The sequence below is a fragment of the Bordetella genomosp. 13 genome (assembly GCF_002119665.1).
Taxonomy (GTDB): Bacteria; Pseudomonadota; Gammaproteobacteria; order Burkholderiales; family Burkholderiaceae_B; genus Bordetella.
The window spans coordinates 1,717,254-1,733,231 of record NZ_CP021111.1 but is presented as its reverse complement, the minus strand read 5'-3'; the positions used below and the strand labels follow the sequence as shown (position 1 = coordinate 1,733,231).

The following is a 15,978-nucleotide window of genomic DNA, read 5'->3' as shown; positions in this document are numbered from 1 at the left end:
GGCCGTCGCGTCAGGCCGGGTAGCGCCTTAGCGCCGCCACCAGCGACAGCGCCAGCAGCAGGGCGAACAGCGCCAGGCTCCACAAGGCATATTCCACGCCCAGCACGTGCACCACGGCGTCCATGCACGTGGCGTAGATGCCGAACAGCCAGGGCACGGCGGCGTCCAGGCCGGTGGACACCATGAACCGGTCGGCGAAGGTCTGGTCGCACGACAGCATCTTGGCCGCCACGGTGTACTGGTACCAGGCAGCGACGATGCCGCCGGCCGACAGCATCGCTGCCAGCATGCCCTCGATGCGGGCTGCCACGCCTCCCGTCACCGCGCCGATGAGGGCTGCCACCCCGACTCCCAGGTATAGCAGGCGCTGGAATACGCACCACGCGCAGGGAGGCATGTCGTAGACATGCTGCGAGATCAGTGCGACGCCCAGGGCGCCGAAGCACAACGCGCTGATCAACAGCAGCAGGCGTTCGCGGGTCGAGATCATGTCAGCGGAATTCAAGTAGTGGATGGAATGGGGAAAGGATGAACGGCCAGCCGGGGCGCGGGCGGCAACCCGCGGCCGCCAGGCTTAGGCCGGCGGCGCGGCAATTGGTTGCATGCCTTCTCGCAAGAGACCGAGCAGCAGCTCGCGCGCGCCGTCCCAGAAGATCTGCACGCCCAGGCACAGCATGATGAACGCGGACAGGCGCATGAACACGGCCGTGCCGTTGTCGCCCAGCCGGTGCAGCAGCTGCGCGGCGAAGCGCAGGCAGGCATAAAGGGCCAGCGATACGACGATGAGGCCGGGCAGCGAGCCCGCCACTCGCACGGCGCTGACCAGCGGATGCGGATCTCTCAGCGAGGCGCCGACAGTGATCGCCGCGGCAATGGAGCCAGGGCCGCAGCTGATGGGGAAGGTGAGCGGATAGAAGGCGCGAGAACGCGCCATTTCAGGCGTGAATGATTCGGCCATGCGCGCGACGCGGCTGGTGTCGGCATCGGGCGAGTTGACCAGGCGCCATGCGCTGTAGACGACCAGGATGCCGCCGCCTACGCGCACGATGGCCAGCGAGATGCCGAAGAAGCTCAGCAGCAGGTTGCCGGCCAGCATGGCTCCGACCAGCATCAGCAGCACGTTGATGGCGACGCGCTTGGACAGGGCCGCGCGCGTCTGTGTGGAGGCACCCTCGGTGAGCGCCCAGAAGATCGGCGCGATCGCGGGCGGATTCAGGAAGGGCAGCAGCGTGGCCAGCGCGAAGAAGAAGCTGCGGCCGAAGATCAGCAGATATTCGTTGTCCGGCATGCCGGCCCGCCCCTGGTGAATGGTGTAGGCAGATTGTATGCGCGAACCTATGCCGCGGCCTGCTGCGCCTCTTCGCCCGCCAGCGCCTGCAGCACTGCGCGCTCGAACTGCATCTGCGTGCGCGGGCGCTCCAGCGCCGAACCCGAGATGATGAACACGTCCTCGACGCGATCGCCCAACGTCATGATCTTGGCCATGATCAGGCTGACGCCGTGTTCGGCGAACACGCGCGCCAGCGCATGCAGCAGGCCGGGGCGGTCGGTGGCCGTGACCGACAGGCGCCACGAACGGCTGCCCTCGTCGGGCTGCAGTTCGGCCTGCGGCCGCACGGGAAAGAGCTTGGACAGGCGCGACTGCCGGGCGCGGAAATGGCGCACCGGCGGCCGGTTCTGCGCCACGTCGCGCAAGCGCAGCCGTTCGGCCAGCTCGTGCTCGACCAGGGGCGCGAGCGCGCGCAGATCCGACTGGCCTTCGGGCGGCAGCACGATGTAGCTGTCCAGCGCCCAGCCGTGGCGTGTGGTGTGCACGCGCGCGTCCTGGATGCTAAGGGACTGGGCGTCGAAGTAGGCGCAGGTGTTGACGAAGAGGTCGTCCACGTCCGGCGTGTAGACCATGACCTGCAGGCCTTCGCCGTGTTCGGTGGGCCGGGCGCGCACCACGGGCTGTTCCGGGGCCACCTGGTAATACAGGTGGCGTGTGTGCCACGCGATTTCCGAAGCGTCGTGCCGCAGGAAATAGGCCACGTCCAGCTGCCGCCAGAAGGCCTCGCGGGCATCGTCGCGCAGGCCGGCCAGCCGCGTCAGCCTTGCCGCTTCCTCTTTGCGCTGCGCCAGGACGGTATGCGCGTCGGCATGGGCGCCGCCCAGCGCGGCGAGGGTCAGCCGGTACAGGTCTTCGAGCAGCTTGCCCTTCCAGGCGTTCCAGACCTTCGGACTGGTGCCGCGGATGTCGGCCACGGTAAGCAGGTACAGCGCGGTCAGGTGGCGCTCGTCGCCGACCTGCGACGCAAACTCGCGGACCACGGCGGGATCGCTCAGGTCGCGCTTCTGCGCGACCGCGGACATCAGCAGGTGCTGCCGCACCAGGAACTCGACCAGCTCGGCGTCTTCGGGATCCATGCCGTGTTCGTGCGCGAAGCGGCGCACCTCGCGTGCGCCCAGCTCGGAATGGTCGCCGCCGCGGCCCTTGGCGATGTCATGGAACAGCGCCGCCACGTAGAGCACCCAGTGGCGGTCGAGTCCGGCGATCAGCTGGGTGGCCAGCGGATACTCCTGCGCATGCTCGGGCATGGTGAAGCGGCGCAGGTTGCGCACCACGGCCAGGGTGTGCTGGTCCACGGTATAGACGTGGAAGAGATCGTGCTGCATCTGCCCAACGATGCGACGGAACACCGGCAGGTAGCGCGGCAGGATGTTCAGCATGGTCATGCGGCGCAGTTCGTGCACGATGCCGCTGGGCTGCTGCAGAATCTGCAGGAACAGCCGGCGATTGACCGGATTGCGGCGGAACTGCGCGTCGATGCGATGGCGCGAATGCCAGATCGCGCGCAGCGTGCGCGCCGACATGCCGTTGAGTTCGGGGTGCTGCTGCATGGTGAGGAAGGCGCGCAGCAGCAGGGTGGGATTGCGCTCGAAGCAGTCGTCGCGGACGATGTCGAGACGGTCGTGCAGGTTGCGGAAGTCTTCGTCGATGGGGCGAGAGTCTTCGTCGGGGCGCGGAAACAGGCGCTCTTCGATGTTCTGCACCAGGATCACGTTGAGCTGCGTCACCAGGCGGGCGGCCCAGTAGTAGCGCTGCATCAGCAGTTCGCTGGCGCGGCGGGTGGCGGTGCCGTGGATGCCGTAGACCTCGGCCAGCCCCGGCTGCAGGTCGAACAGCACGCGGTCCTCGCGCCGGCCGGTCAGCAGGTGCAGTTCGATGCGCAGGCGCTTGAACGCCTGTTCGGCGCGCCGCAGGTCGCGCGCCTCGGCCGGCGTCAGCAGGCCGGCCTGCGCCACTTCACGCCACGTTCCTCCCAGCTCGGCCGCGCGCGCCATCCACAGGATGACCTGCAGATCGCGCAGGCCGCCGGGCGATTCCTTGCAATTGGGCTCGAGCGAATAGGGCGAATCGCGGTGGCGCGCATGGCGCTGCTGCATCTCGACCCGCTTGGCCTGAAAGAAAGCACGGCTGTCCAGCCGCGCGTGCATGGCCTGGTCGAAGCGCTTCATCAGCGACCGGCTGCCCGCCAGCCAGCGCGATTCCAGCAGGGCGGTCTCGACCGTGATGTCGGCCTGCGCCTCCTGCTCGCATTCCGCGATGGTGCGCACGCTGTGGCCGGGCTCGAGCCCCAGGTCCCACAGCGAGGCCACCAGCCGTTCGATGGCGCCTTCGTCTTCGGCGGCAGGCGCCTGCGGCAGCAGGATCAGCAGGTCGACGTCGGAGTGAGGATAGAGCTCGCCGCGCCCGTAGCCGCCCACGGCCGCCAGGGTGGCGCCGGCTGGCAGCGGACACAGCCGCACCAGTTCGCGCAGTGTCTGGTCGACGATGCGGCGCAGTTCGGTCAGCAGCGTATCCGGCCGGCGGTGCGCGCGGAACTCGGCGATGGCCTCGGCACGCGCGGCCTGCATGCGCGTCTTGAGCGGGGTCAGGTCGATGGTGTTCATGCAGGGCGATGCGCCGGGCGCTGCGGAGCGAATCAGGCCGCTGGGATGGCGACGGGTTCGGTGATGAAGGCCGGCGGCTTGGGCATGCCGGGCGAGACGGTGAGGACTTCGTAGCCGGTGTCGGTGACGCACACGGCGTGCTCCCACTGGGCCGAGAGGCTGTGATCGCGCGTGACCACGGTCCAGCCGTCGGCCAGTTGGCGGATCTCGCGGCGCCCGGCGTTGATCATGGGCTCGATGGTGAACAGCATGCCGGTGACCAGGCGCACGCCGGTGCCGGGCTTGCCGTAGTGCAATACCTGGGGGTCTTCATGGAAGCGCCGGCCGATGCCGTGGCCGCAGAATTCGCGCACCACCGAGAAGCCGTTCGCCTCGGCGTGCTTCTGGATGGCCGAGCCCACGTCGCCCAGCGTGGCGCCGTTGCGGACTTGCTGGATGCCCTTCCACATGCATTCGAAGGTGATGTCGGCCAGGCGGCGCGACAGGATGGAAGGCTCGCCCACGTGGTACATGCGGCTGGTGTCGCCGAACCAGCCATCCTTGATGATGGTGACGTCGATGTTCAGCGAGTCGCCGTTCTTCAGCACGCGGTCGCCCGGGATGCCGTGGCACACCTGATGGTTGACCGACGTACAGATGGCGCCGGGGAAGGGCGGATAGCCCGGAGGGGCGTAGCCCACGGTGGCCGACTTGACCTTGAGTTCTTCGGTCAGGTATTGCAGGCACAGGCGATCGAGCTCGCCAGTGGTGACGCCGGGCTTGACGTAGGGGGTGATGAAGTCGAGGATCTTGGCGGCATCCTGGCAGGCGGCGCGCATCTTGGCCAGGTCGGCCGGATCGGTTACGAGTCCCATGTATCTCTTGGTCGGCTCTGGCGGCGGCAGCGAGGCGGTGTAGGCCGTGGCGGTCTAGAGCCTATGGCCGCTGGCGGCTTGAGCAGTTGCGTGGAAAGATAGTAGAATTATAGGCTTTCCCGAACTTTCGGGAAATTCGTGGTGGATAGCCGCCACGAAAATCACGTGTCATGCCCCAAAGGGTCCGGAATGGCAACTGCCGTGGCAACCGCCTGGCAACTGCCGTGGCAATCGCTACGGCAACCGCCCACCCGGCACTGGCATGGCGCAAGACCCAACCCTTGGAGATTTTAATATGTCCCTCATGCGTGAAATGCTGGAAGCAGGTGTGCACTTCGGTCACCAGACCCGTTACTGGAACCCGAAGATGGCCCCCTATATCTTCGGCCATCGCAACAAGATTCACATCGTCAACCTGGAAAAGACGGTCGAGAAGTACCAGGAAGCCACCAAGTTCGTGAAGCAGCTGGCTGCCCGCAACGGCAACATCCTGTTCGTGGGCACCAAGCGCGCCGCGCGCGAGCTGGTGGCGGCCGAAGCGGCCCGCTGCGGCATGCCCTACGTCGATGCCCGCTGGCTGGGCGGCATGCTGACCAACTTCAAGACGGTCAAGACCTCGATCAAGCGCCTGAAGGACATGGAAACCGTCGTCGCCGAAGGCGGCGCCGAGCGCATGATCAAGAAGGAAGGCCTGCTGTTCCAGCGCGAACTCGAAAAGCTGAACAAGTCGATCGGCGGCATCAAGGACATGGCCGGCCTGCCCGACGCCCTGTTCGTCATTGACGTCGGCTACCACAAGATCGCCGTTGCCGAAGCCCGCACGCTGGGCATCCCGGTGGTCGCCGTGGTCGATACCAACCATTCGCCCGATGGCATCGATTACGTCATCCCCGGCAACGACGATTCGGCCAAGGCCATCGCGCTGTACGCCAAGGGCATCGCTGACGCCGTGCTGGAAGGCCGCGAGCAGAACCTGAACGGCCTGGTCGAGGAACTCGGCGAAGGCCAGGAAGAGTTCGTCGAAGTGCAGGACAACCAGGGCTGAACGACGCGGGCGCATGCCCGTGTCATGTCGGACGGCTAGCATGGTGCGGGGCAACCCGCCCGCCGTCCGGCCGCCGTGGTCCGGGGCGCGCAAAAAGCGCCCGTCCGCCTCGTAATATCCATACCATTGCCCCGGCCCGCCCGGGGCATGTCTTAGCGAAATTGGAGCAAACATGGCTGAAATTACCGCCGCGCTGGTCAAAGAGCTGCGCGAAAAGACCGACGCCCCCATGATGGAGTGCAAGAAGGCCCTGACGGAAGCCGAAGGCGACCTGGCTCGCGCCGAGGAGATCCTGCGCGTCAAGCTGGGCAACAAGGCCAGCAAGGCCGCTTCGCGCGTCACCGCCGAAGGCCTGATCGGCCTGTTCATCAGCGCCGACGCCAAGCAGGGCGCCGTGCTCGAAGTCAACTGCGAAACCGACTTCGTGGCCAAGAACGACGACTTCGTCGCCTACGTCAACAAGCTGGCCGAGCTGGTCGCCACGCAGAACCCCTCCGACGTTGCCGCGCTGTCCGCGCTGCCGATGGGCGAAGGCACCGTCGAAACCACCCGCACCGCCCTGATCGGCAAGATCGGCGAGAACATCTCGATCCGCCGCTTCGAGCGCGTCGAAACCCCGAACGCGCTGGCCAGCTACGTGCACGGCGGCAAGATCGGCGTGCTGGTCGAGTACTCGGGCGCCGAGGAAGTGGGCAAGGACCTGGCCATGCACATCGCGGCCACCAAGCCCAAGGCCCTGAACGCCGAAGGCGTGCCCGCCGAAGACATCGCCACCGAGCGTTCGGTTGCCGAGCAGAAGGCCGCCGAGTCCGGCAAGCCGGCCGACATCGTCGCCAAGATGGTCGAAGGTTCGGTGCAGAAGTTCCTGAAGGAAGTCACCCTGCTGTCGCAGCCGTTCGTCAAGAACGACAAGCAGAGCGTCGAACAGATGCTCAAGGAAAAGGGCGCTACCATCAGCAAGTTCGCGCTGTACGTGGTGGGCGAGGGCATCGAGAAGAAGACGACCGACTTCGCCGCCGAAGTCGCTGCCGCAGCCGCCGGCCGCGCCTGATCGGCCGCGCCGCGCGGGCCGGTGCCCGGGGGCCGTTGCAACGGTTCCCGGCCCGGCCCGTTTCTTGTCATACACTTTCGTCGGATCGTTCCTCGGGATATTGCCTATGAGCAGCAGATCATACAAACGGGTTCTTCTCAAACTTTCCGGCGAGGCGCTGATGGGCGAGGATGCCTTCGGCATCAATCGCAGCACCATCGTCCGCATGACCGAAGAGATCGCCGAGGTCGTCGCCACGGGCGTCGAGCTGGCCATCGTCATCGGCGGAGGCAATATTTTCCGTGGCGTCGCGCCCGGCGCGCAGGGCATGGACCGCGCCACGGCCGACTACATGGGCATGATGGCCACCATCATGAACGCCCTGGCGCTGCAGGACGCCTTGAAGCACCGCGGCGTCGAAACCCGCGTACAGTCGGCGCTGAACATCGACCAGGTCGTCGAGCCGTACATCCGCCCCAAAGCGCTGCGCTACCTCGAGGAAGGCCGTGTGGTGATCTTCGCGGCGGGTACGGGCAATCCGTTCTTCACCACCGACACGGCGGCCGCCCTGCGGGGTGCCGAAATCGGCGCGGAGATCGTGCTGAAGGCCACCAAGGTCGACGGCATCTACAGCGCCGATCCCAACAAGGATCCGACCGCCACGCGCTATTCGCGCATCAGCTTCGACGAGGCCATCGTGCGCCGCCTCGAAGTCATGGACGCCACGGCCTTCGCGCTGTGCCGCGACCAGAAGCTGCCCATCAAGGTGTTTTCGATCAACAAATCGGGGGCGCTCAAGCGCGCCGTCGGTGGCGAGGACGAAGGCACCCTGGTCCACGTCTAAGTTCCACGCAAGCAAGGAAGAAGACCATGAGCGTCGCAGAAATCCGCAAATCCGCCGAAACCAGGATGACCAAGTCGCTGGAAACCCTGAAGGCGAACCTGGCCAAGATCCGTACGGGCCGTGCGCATACCGGCATCCTGGATCACGTGCAGGTCGAGTACTACGGTTCGCCCGTGCCCGTGGGGCAGGTGGCCAACGTCAATCTGGTCGACGCGCGTACGCTCAGCGTGCAGCCGTACGAGAAGTCCATGGCCGGCCCCATCGAGAAGGCCATCCGCGAGTCCGACCTGGGCCTGAACCCGGTTCCGCTGGGCGACACCATCCGCGTGCCCATGCCGGCCCTGACCGAAGAGCGCCGCCGCGACCTGACCAAGGTGGTCAAGAGCGAAGGCGAGGACGCCAAGGTCGCCGTGCGCAACCTGCGCCGCGAAGCCAACGAAAGCCTGAAGAAGCTGGTCAAAAACAAGACCATCTCCGAGGACGACGAGCGCCGCGGCCAGGACGACGTGCAGAAGCTCACCGACCGCTTCGTCGCCGACATCGACAAGATGGTGACGCAGAAAGAAGCCGAAATCATGACGGTCTGAGGGACGCGCGACCATCCCATGACCATCAGTTCCACCCAGGCGGTTCCCGAGACTGGCGCCATTCCGAGGCACGTCGCCATCATCATGGATGGCAATGGCCGCTGGGCCACGCGCCGTCACCTGCCGCGCACGGCCGGCCACGCCAAGGGCGTGCAGGCGGTGCGGCGGGTAGTCGAGGCTTGCGGCCGCAAGGGGGTGCGCTACCTGACGCTGTTCGCCTTCAGTTCCGAGAACTGGCGGCGGCCGGCCGACGAGGTCTCGCTGCTGATGCGCCTGTTCGTGCAGGCCCTCGAGCGCGAGGTCGACAAGCTGCAGGAGCAGGGCGTGCGCCTGCACGTGGTGGGCGACCTGTCTCCCTTCGAGCCGCGGCTGCGCGAGCTGATCGATGCCGCGCAGCAGCGCACCGCGCACAACGACCGGCTGCACCTGTCGATCGCCGCCAACTATGGCGGCCGCTGGGACGTGCTGCAGGCCACCCGGGCCATGCTGCGCGAGCAGCCCGGGCTGGCGGCCGATCCCGACCGCATCGAAGAATCCACGATGGCCGGGTACCTGTCGATGGCATGGGCGCCCGAGCCCGACCTGTTCATCCGCACGGGCGGAGAGCAGCGCATCTCCAACTTCCTGATCTGGCAGCTCGCCTACACCGAGCTGTATTTCACCGACCTGTATTGGCCCGACTTCGACGCCGAGGCGCTCGGGGCGGCCTTCGAGTGGTATCGCACGCGCGAACGCCGTTTCGGCCGCACCAGCGCGCAGGTGCGAGACGACGCGACGCGCTGAGGAGTCTGCGATGCTGGGCCAGCGTATTCTTACCGCCGTCGTGCTGCTGGCCATCCTGGCAGCGGCACTCGCTTCCGATCAACCCATGTGGTTTCTCACGGTGCTGGCGCTGGCCACGGCGGGCGCCGCGTGGGAATGGCTGCGCATGACGCTGCCGCAGGGCCTGCCGCGCGCCACGGGGCCCGGCACCGCCATCGTGCTGTTCGTCGTCATGCTGGGCGCGGCAGGCTTGTGGGTGCAGGGCGGCGATGCCGCGCTGCCGCTGCAGCGCCTGGTGGCCGCCATCCTGGCGCCGGCGGCCGCTCTGGTGTGGCTGCTGGGGGCGTCGGCGGCGGTGGTGCGAGGCCAGTCCGATGCGGCGCCGGGCAACGTGGGATGGTCGCTCTTCGCGCCGTTGGCGCTGTTCACCGGCTGGGCCGTGCTGGCGCTGATGTACCTGGCCTATGGCGGGGTGTTCGTGGTGTCGCTGCTGGCGCTGGTCTGGGTGGCCGACATCGCGGCCTATTTCGTGGGCCGCGCGCTGGGGCGCCACAAGCTGGCGCCCCGCGTCAGCCCGGGCAAGACGATAGAAGGCGCTGTCGCGGGCGTGGCGGGGGCGGTGATCTGGATCCTCGTCAGCGCGATCTGGCCTAACACCTTCGGCCACCTGCTGGTCGAGCGCTGGACCGTATGGGGCGCGATTCCGCTGGCCGCTCTGCTGGGCGGCATCGCCATCATGGGCGACCTGTTCGAGTCCCTGCTGAAGCGCCGCGCCGGCCGCAAGGATTCCAGCGCGCTGCTGCCCGGACACGGCGGCGTGTACGACCGCATCGACGCCATCATCCCCGTCATGCCGGTTGCCCTGCTGCTATCCGGGATAATGTCTTGATCCAGTGGTTGGCCCGATGATGGCCGCAGAGGTTTCAGTGAACGCTATGCAACGCGTGGTCGTGCTCGGCTCGACCGGTTCGATCGGGGTCAGCACCCTGGACGTGATCGCCCGCCATCCCGACCGGATGTCGGTGTATGCGCTGTCCGCGCACAGCCGCATGGAAAGCCTGGCCGCTCAAGCCGCGGCCTGCGGCGCCGCCGTGGTGGTGGTGCCCGACGACGCGGCCCGGGCCCGCTTCCTGGCTGCGTGGGGCGGCGGAGCGACGCCGCCCGAGATCCGGGTGGGCGCGCAGGCGCTGGCGGACACCGTGGCCGAGGACGCCTGCGACACGGTGATGGCCGCCATCGTCGGCGCTGCCGGACTGCCGTCGGCGCTGGCCGCCGCGCGCGCGGGCAAGCGCGTGCTGCTGGCCAACAAAGAGGCCCTTGTGGCCGCTGGCCCGCTGTTCATGCGCGCGGTGCGCGAAGGCGGCGCCGAACTGCTGCCCATCGACAGCGAGCACAACGCCATCTTCCAATGCCTGCCGCACGGCGCACGGGCCAGCGCGCCCACCGAACCGGCCGCCGGGGTGCGCCGCCTGGTGCTCACGGCCTCTGGCGGGCCGTTCCGCCGCGCGGACCCGGCCGACCTGGGCGAGGTCACTCCCGAGCAGGCGTGCGCCCATCCCAACTGGAGCATGGGCCGGAAGATCTCGGTCGATTCGGCCACCATGCTGAACAAGGGGCTGGAAGTCATCGAGGCCCACTGGCTGTTCGCCATGCCGCCGGACCGCATCGAAGTGGTGGTGCATCCGCAAAGCGTGGTGCACTCGATGGTGGAGTACGAAGACGGCTCGGTGCTGGCGCAGCTGGGCCAGCCCGACATGCGTACGCCCATCGCCTACGCCTTGGGCTTTCCCGAGCGCATCGGCAGCGGAGTAGGGCTGCTGGACCTGGCCCGCGTCGGGCGCCTGGATTTCGAAGCCCCCGATTTCGCGCGTTTCCCGTGCCTGCGCCTGGCCTTCGAGGCGCTGCGCGCGGGGCAGGCCGCCAGCGTGGCCCTGAATGCCTCCAACGAAGTCGCGGTGCAGGCCTTCCTCGAGGGCCGGCTGCCTTACACATGGATCGCGCGCGTGATCGAAGCGGCGCTGGAGTGGCAGGCCGGTCGATCATCTGTTACGCTGGCCGACCTGGACGGCGTGCTCGCCCTGGACGCCGAAGTACGCGCGTATGCGGGAGATCTCGGCCTGGCCTAGGTGCGTGCCGCAATCCTGGCCGTGATCCCGCCCGCAGCGCACCGCCCGTAGCACCGCCCGTAACCCGCCGCCAGCACGCGCCGGATGCAGAACCCGGCCTGGTGGCCGGGAAGTAGAACCCGGCCCCGCAGGCCGCGTCGAAGGGAACCCGGGCCCGGCCTGACGGTCAGCCCTCTCGGACATTACTTCGGATTACCCATCCATGCTCTTCACGCTGCTCGCCTTCGCCGTCGCGCTGGGCGTTCTCATCACTTTCCACGAGCTCGGCCATTACTGGGTCGCCCGCCTGTGCGGCGTGCGCGTGCTGCGCTTCTCGGTGGGCTTCGGCAAGGTGCTGCTGCGCCGGGTCGACCGCAACGGCACCGAATGGGCGATCTCCGCCATTCCGCTGGGCGGCTACGTCAAGATGCAGGACGACGCACCGGCGGGCGCTCCCGCCGCCGAGGTGGCCCGCTCGTTCAACGCCCAGCCGGTCGGTCGGCGGTTCGCCATCGTGGCGGCCGGGCCGCTGTTCAACCTGGCGCTCGCGGTCTTTCTCTATGCCTGCCTGAACGTGGTCGGCGTCGAAGAGCCCGCGCCCATCGTGGCCAGGCCGGTGGCGGGCAGCGCCGCCGAGCAGGCCGGCTTCCAGGCGGGCGACCGCATCCTCGCGGTCGATGGCAACAAGGTGGAGTCCTGGAACGACACGCGGTGGCACTTGCTGGACATGCTGTCGTCCGGCGGCAAGGCGGTGATTGACGTCGATACGACCGCCGGCGCCCCGCAGCAGCGCACGCTGGCCGTGCCGTCCGGCACGATGGACCCGGCCGACGGCGACCCGCTGGCCAATACCGGGCTGCGGCTGGCGCGGCCCAAGCCGGTCGTGCGCGAGGTCATCGCGGGCGGCGTGGGCGAGGCGGCCGGCCTGAAGGCCGGCGACCGCATCGTGGCGGCGGGCGAGCTGCGCGATCCGGACGCGGGCGAACTCGTGCAGGCCATCCAGGCGCATGCCAGCCAGCCGTTGGTCCTGTCCGTGGTGCGCGACGGCGCGCCGCTGGCCTTGTCATTGGTTCCGCAGGCCGAGACGGTCGAAGGCCGCACCATCGGACGCATCGGCGTGCAGCTGGGCGGCGACTTGCCCATGGTCACGGTGCGCTATGGCGTGCTCGAAAGCGTGTGGCGCGGCGCAGAGCGCACCTGGGACACCGCGTGGCTATCGCTGCGCATGATGGGCCGCATGGTGCTGGGCGAGGTCTCGTGGCGCAACGTCAGCGGCCCCGTCACCATCGCCGACTATGCCGGGCAGACCGCCCGCATCGGTCTGGCCGCATACATTGCCTACATGGCGCTCATCAGCATCAGCCTCGGCGTCCTGAACCTGTTGCCCATCCCCATGCTGGACGGGGGGCATCTGCTGTACTATCTCGTCGAAATCGTGCGAGGCCGTCCCCTTTCAGATCGGTGGGTGGACCTCGGGCAGCGAGCTGGCATCGGCCTGCTTGCCTGCCTGATGGGCCTGGCGCTGTTCAACGATTTCGCGCGCCTGTTCACCTAGGCACGAATCGAATAAAATCCACGGCTTTGCCGCCGGGCCGCCCAAAGGCAGAAGCGCCGGTGCAGGTAGACACCCACGGTTCGGATGAATCAGGTGTTTACCGGCGGGCGCGGCAAGCCAGCGGCGCCGGGTGAGGCCCCATTTGCTAGACCAAGGATACGCAAGGATGTCTTTTCGCCGGATGTTTCAGTTTGAACGGGGCTGGACAAAACGGGGCTTTACCGCGCAGGCCTTCACGACGCGGAGCTTCACGGCGGGCGGCCTCGGGCCGGTAAGAAGGGCGCTTGCGCCGAGTGTGTTCGCCGCCGCGCTGCTCGTGCCGGCAATTGCCCATGCGTTCGATCCGTTCGTGGTGCGCGACATCCGTGTCGAAGGCATCCAGCGCATCGATGCGGGCACCGTGTTCGGCTATCTGCCGGTCAAGGTGGGCGAGCAGTTCTCCGAGAGCGAGGCCACCGAGGCCGTGCGCCGCCTGTACAGCACGGGCTTCTTCAGCGACGTGCAGATCCGCACCGACAACAACGTGGTGGTCATCGCCGTGCAAGAACGGCCCACGATCGCGTCCATCACGTTCTCGGGCATGCGCGAATTCGACTCCAAGGCCATCGTCACGTCGCTGAACCAGGTCGGTTTCGGCGAGGGCCGCATCTTCGACCAGTCGATGCTCGAGCGCGCCGAGTACGAACTGAAGGAACAGTACCTGGCCAAGGGCAAGTACGGCGTCGAGGTCACCTCCACCGTCACGCCCCTGCCGCGCAATCGCGTCGGCGTCAGCTTCGACGTGTTCGAAGGCGAGGTGGCCAGCATCCGCGAGATCCGCGTGGTGGGCAACAAGGCGTTCTCCGAAAGCGAGCTGCTGGACCAGTTCGACCTGACCACGCCGGGCTGGCTGACCTGGTACACCAACACCGACAAGTATTCGCGCGAAAAGCTCGAGGGCGACGTCGAGCGGCTGCGTTCTTTCTACCTAGACCAGGGCTACCTCGAGTTCTCGGTCGAGCCGCCGCAGGTCACCATTTCGCCCGATCGCAAGGACATCTTCATCACGATCACGGTGCACGAGGGCGAGCCCTACAAGGTGCGCGACGTGAAGCTGGCCGGCAACCTGCTGGGCCTGGACAAGGAAATCAACAACCTGGTGCAGGTCAAGCCGGGCGAGGTCTTCTCGGCCGCGCAGGCCAACGCCTCGGCCAAGGCCATCACCGACTACCTGGGCGACCTGGGCTACGCCTTCGCCAACGTCAACCCCAATCCGCAGCTCGATCGCGCCAAGCACGAGGCCGACGTCACGTTCTACGTCGACCCCAGCCGCCGCGTGTACGTGCGCCGCATCCAGGTGGGCGGCAACACGCGCACCCGCGACGAGGTCATCCGCCGCGAGATGCGCCAGCAGGAAGCGGCGTGGTACGACGCGGGCGACATCCGCATCTCGCGCGACCGCGTCGATCGCCTCGGGTACTTCAACGAAGTCAACGTCAAGACCGATCCCGTGCCGGGCTCGCCCGACCAGGTCGACGTGAACGTCGACGTGAAGGAAAAGCCCACCGGCATGATCAACCTGGGCGTCGGCTACGGCTCGACCGAGAAGGCCATCCTGTCGGCCGGCATCAGCGAAGACAACGTGTTCGGAAGCGGCACCAACCTGACCCTGCAGGTGAATACCAGCTCGATCAACCGCGCCGCGGTGCTGTCGCACACCGACCCGTACTTCACGAAGGACGGCATCAGCCGCACCACGTCGATCTACTACCGCACCACCGAGCCCTGGGACAACAACGACGGCGACTATCGCGTCAAGTCCATGGGCCTGGGCATGAACTTCGGCGTGCCCATCTCGGAATTCGACCGCGTGTTCCTGGGCGCCAACCTGGAACGCAACGAGATCGGCCTGTACCGCAATTCGCCGCTGGCCTACAAGAACTTCGTCGATCAGTACGGTGACCAGACCAATTCGGTGATCTTCAACGCGGGCTGGTCCAAGGACACGCGCGACAGCTCGCTGGCGCCCACCCGCGGCTCGTATACGCGCCTGAAGGGCGACTTCGGCACGGTGGACCTGAAGTACTACATGCTGACCGCGCAGCAGCAGTACTACCTGCCGCTGGGCCGCTCGTACACGCTGGCGTTCAACGGCATGGTCGACTATGGCCGCAGCTACGGCGGGCTCGACTACCCGGTCATCAAGAACGTCTACGCGGGCGGCATCGGCACGGTGCGCGGCTACGACGGCGCCTCGCTGGGTCCGCGCGATCCCGAGACGGGCGACTACCTGGGCGGTTCGCGCCGTATCGTCGGCAACGTGCAGCTGTACCTGCCGTTCCCGGGCGCGGCGCGCGATCGCACGCTGCGGTGGTTCCTGTTCGCCGACGCCGGCCAGGTGTCCGCGGGCAGCGGCCTGGGCTGCTCGGGCGGCGAACCCGGCGATTCCGTCGATGATCCGTGCGGCTGGCGCTACTCGGCCGGCGTGGGCCTGTCGTGGCAATCGCCGCTGGGCCCGCTGCAGCTGTCCTATGCCCGTCCGCTCAATGCCAAGCCGGGTGACGACAAGCAGAGCTTCCAGTTCCAGATCGGCACGGGGTTCTAAGAGCACTGGTTACGCATGAAAACAAGGGAAAAACGGCGCTCGCCGGGCGCTCCTGTTGTTTAATGGCACAATATTGCCTTGTCCGCATTGCTTTACCTCATTCGAAGGTGAGATTTTCATGATGTCTGATTTTGCACTCAACACCCTGGGTACCGTTCGCGGTGGCAAACTGGGCATGACGCTGGCCCTGGCGGGTGCGCTGCTGCTGGGTCCCGTGGCCGCTGGCGCCGCCCAGGCCCAGGCCCAAGGCACCAAGATCGGCTTCGTGAACACGGAGCGCATCCTGCGCGAATCGGGTCCCGCCAAGGCCGCCCAAAGCAAGATCGAATCCGAGTTCAAGCGTCGCGACGACGAACTGCAGCGCATGAGCTCCAACCTGCGCGCGCAGGCCGAGAAGTTCGACAAGGACTCTCCCGTGCTGTCGGACTCCGACCGCGTGTCGCGCCAGCGCGAACTGTCGAACCTCGACATGGACCTGCAGCGCAAGCGCCGCGAGTTCCAGGAAGACTTCAACCGCCGCCGCAACGAAGAGTTCTCCACCATCGTCACCAAGGCCAATGACGCCATCAAGCGCATCGCCGAGCAGGAGAACTACGACCTGATCGTCCAGGACGCCGTCACGGTCAATCCCCGCATCGACATCACCGACAAGGTGATCCAGAGCCTGCGCTGATCACGA

Annotated in this window: 14 protein-coding genes; 10 read left to right on the top strand and 4 right to left on the bottom strand. The window is 67.1% G+C overall.

Features of this window, described 5'->3' with window-relative positions; all coding sequences use genetic code 11:
• Positions 1-10: 10 nt before the first annotated feature.
• The 4 genes from CAL15_RS07740 to map form a co-directional block, all read right to left on the bottom strand.
• Positions 11-490, bottom strand: coding sequence for a disulfide bond formation protein B (locus CAL15_RS07740; RefSeq protein WP_086078045.1), 480 nt, complete (start codon positions 488-490; stop codon positions 11-13).
• An 84-nt stretch (positions 491-574) separates the two neighbouring features.
• Positions 575-1,288 carry a MarC family protein gene (locus CAL15_RS07735; protein WP_086078044.1) on the bottom strand — a complete coding sequence of 238 codons (714 nt, stop codon included), beginning with the start codon at positions 1,286-1,288 and terminating at the stop codon, positions 575-577.
• A 47-nt stretch (positions 1,289-1,335) separates the two neighbouring features.
• Positions 1,336-3,933: a [protein-PII] uridylyltransferase gene (locus tag CAL15_RS07730; protein ID WP_086078043.1), complete on the bottom strand. Its 2,598-nt coding sequence runs from the start codon at positions 3,931-3,933 to the stop codon at positions 1,336-1,338.
• A gap of 32 nt (positions 3,934-3,965) precedes the next feature.
• Entirely contained in the window at positions 3,966-4,787 is an 822-nt protein-coding gene (gene map / locus CAL15_RS07725) for a type I methionyl aminopeptidase (protein ID WP_086078042.1), read from the bottom strand.
• A gap of 295 nt (positions 4,788-5,082) precedes the next feature.
• Here map and rpsB point away from each other — a divergent pair, with 295 nt between their 5' ends.
• The 10 genes from rpsB to CAL15_RS07675 all read left to right on the top strand — a co-directional run bounded on the left by rpsB (position 5,083) and on the right by CAL15_RS07675 (position 15,972).
• A complete protein-coding gene (gene rpsB / locus CAL15_RS07720; RefSeq protein ID WP_086078041.1) occupies positions 5,083-5,832 on the top strand; it encodes a 30S ribosomal protein S2 in 750 nt (249 codons plus the stop codon).
• A gap of 172 nt (positions 5,833-6,004) precedes the next feature.
• A complete protein-coding gene (gene tsf, locus CAL15_RS07715) occupies positions 6,005-6,883 on the top strand; it encodes a translation elongation factor Ts (protein WP_086078040.1) in 879 nt (292 codons plus the stop codon).
• A gap of 106 nt (positions 6,884-6,989) precedes the next feature.
• A complete protein-coding gene (pyrH, locus tag CAL15_RS07710) occupies positions 6,990-7,706 on the top strand; it encodes a UMP kinase (RefSeq protein ID WP_086078039.1) in 717 nt (238 codons plus the stop codon).
• A 26-nt stretch (positions 7,707-7,732) separates the two neighbouring features.
• Positions 7,733-8,293 (top strand): ribosome recycling factor, encoded by a 561-nt coding sequence (gene frr / locus CAL15_RS07705; protein ID WP_086078038.1) that lies wholly within the window; start codon positions 7,733-7,735, stop codon positions 8,291-8,293.
• A gap of 18 nt (positions 8,294-8,311) precedes the next feature.
• A complete protein-coding gene (gene uppS / locus CAL15_RS07700) occupies positions 8,312-9,076 on the top strand; it encodes a polyprenyl diphosphate synthase (protein ID WP_086078037.1) in 765 nt (254 codons plus the stop codon).
• Between the two features lie 10 nt (positions 9,077-9,086).
• The gene (locus CAL15_RS07695) at positions 9,087-9,944 is read left to right on the top strand and encodes a phosphatidate cytidylyltransferase (protein ID WP_086078036.1); all 858 of its coding nucleotides are present in this window, start codon (positions 9,087-9,089) and stop codon (positions 9,942-9,944) included.
• Between the two features lie 46 nt (positions 9,945-9,990).
• The gene (locus tag CAL15_RS07690; RefSeq protein WP_198299242.1) at positions 9,991-11,181 is read left to right on the top strand and encodes a 1-deoxy-D-xylulose-5-phosphate reductoisomerase; all 1,191 of its coding nucleotides are present in this window, start codon (positions 9,991-9,993) and stop codon (positions 11,179-11,181) included.
• A 202-nt stretch (positions 11,182-11,383) separates the two neighbouring features.
• Positions 11,384-12,715: an RIP metalloprotease RseP gene (gene rseP / locus CAL15_RS07685; RefSeq protein WP_086078035.1), complete on the top strand. Its 1,332-nt coding sequence runs from the start codon at positions 11,384-11,386 to the stop codon at positions 12,713-12,715.
• A 166-nt stretch (positions 12,716-12,881) separates the two neighbouring features.
• Positions 12,882-15,299: an outer membrane protein assembly factor BamA gene (gene bamA / locus CAL15_RS07680; RefSeq protein WP_198299173.1), complete on the top strand. Its 2,418-nt coding sequence runs from the start codon at positions 12,882-12,884 to the stop codon at positions 15,297-15,299.
• Between the two features lie 118 nt (positions 15,300-15,417).
• Entirely contained in the window at positions 15,418-15,972 is a 555-nt protein-coding gene (locus CAL15_RS07675; RefSeq protein ID WP_086078033.1) for an OmpH family outer membrane protein, read from the top strand.
• The last annotated feature ends 6 nt before the right edge of the window (positions 15,973-15,978 follow it).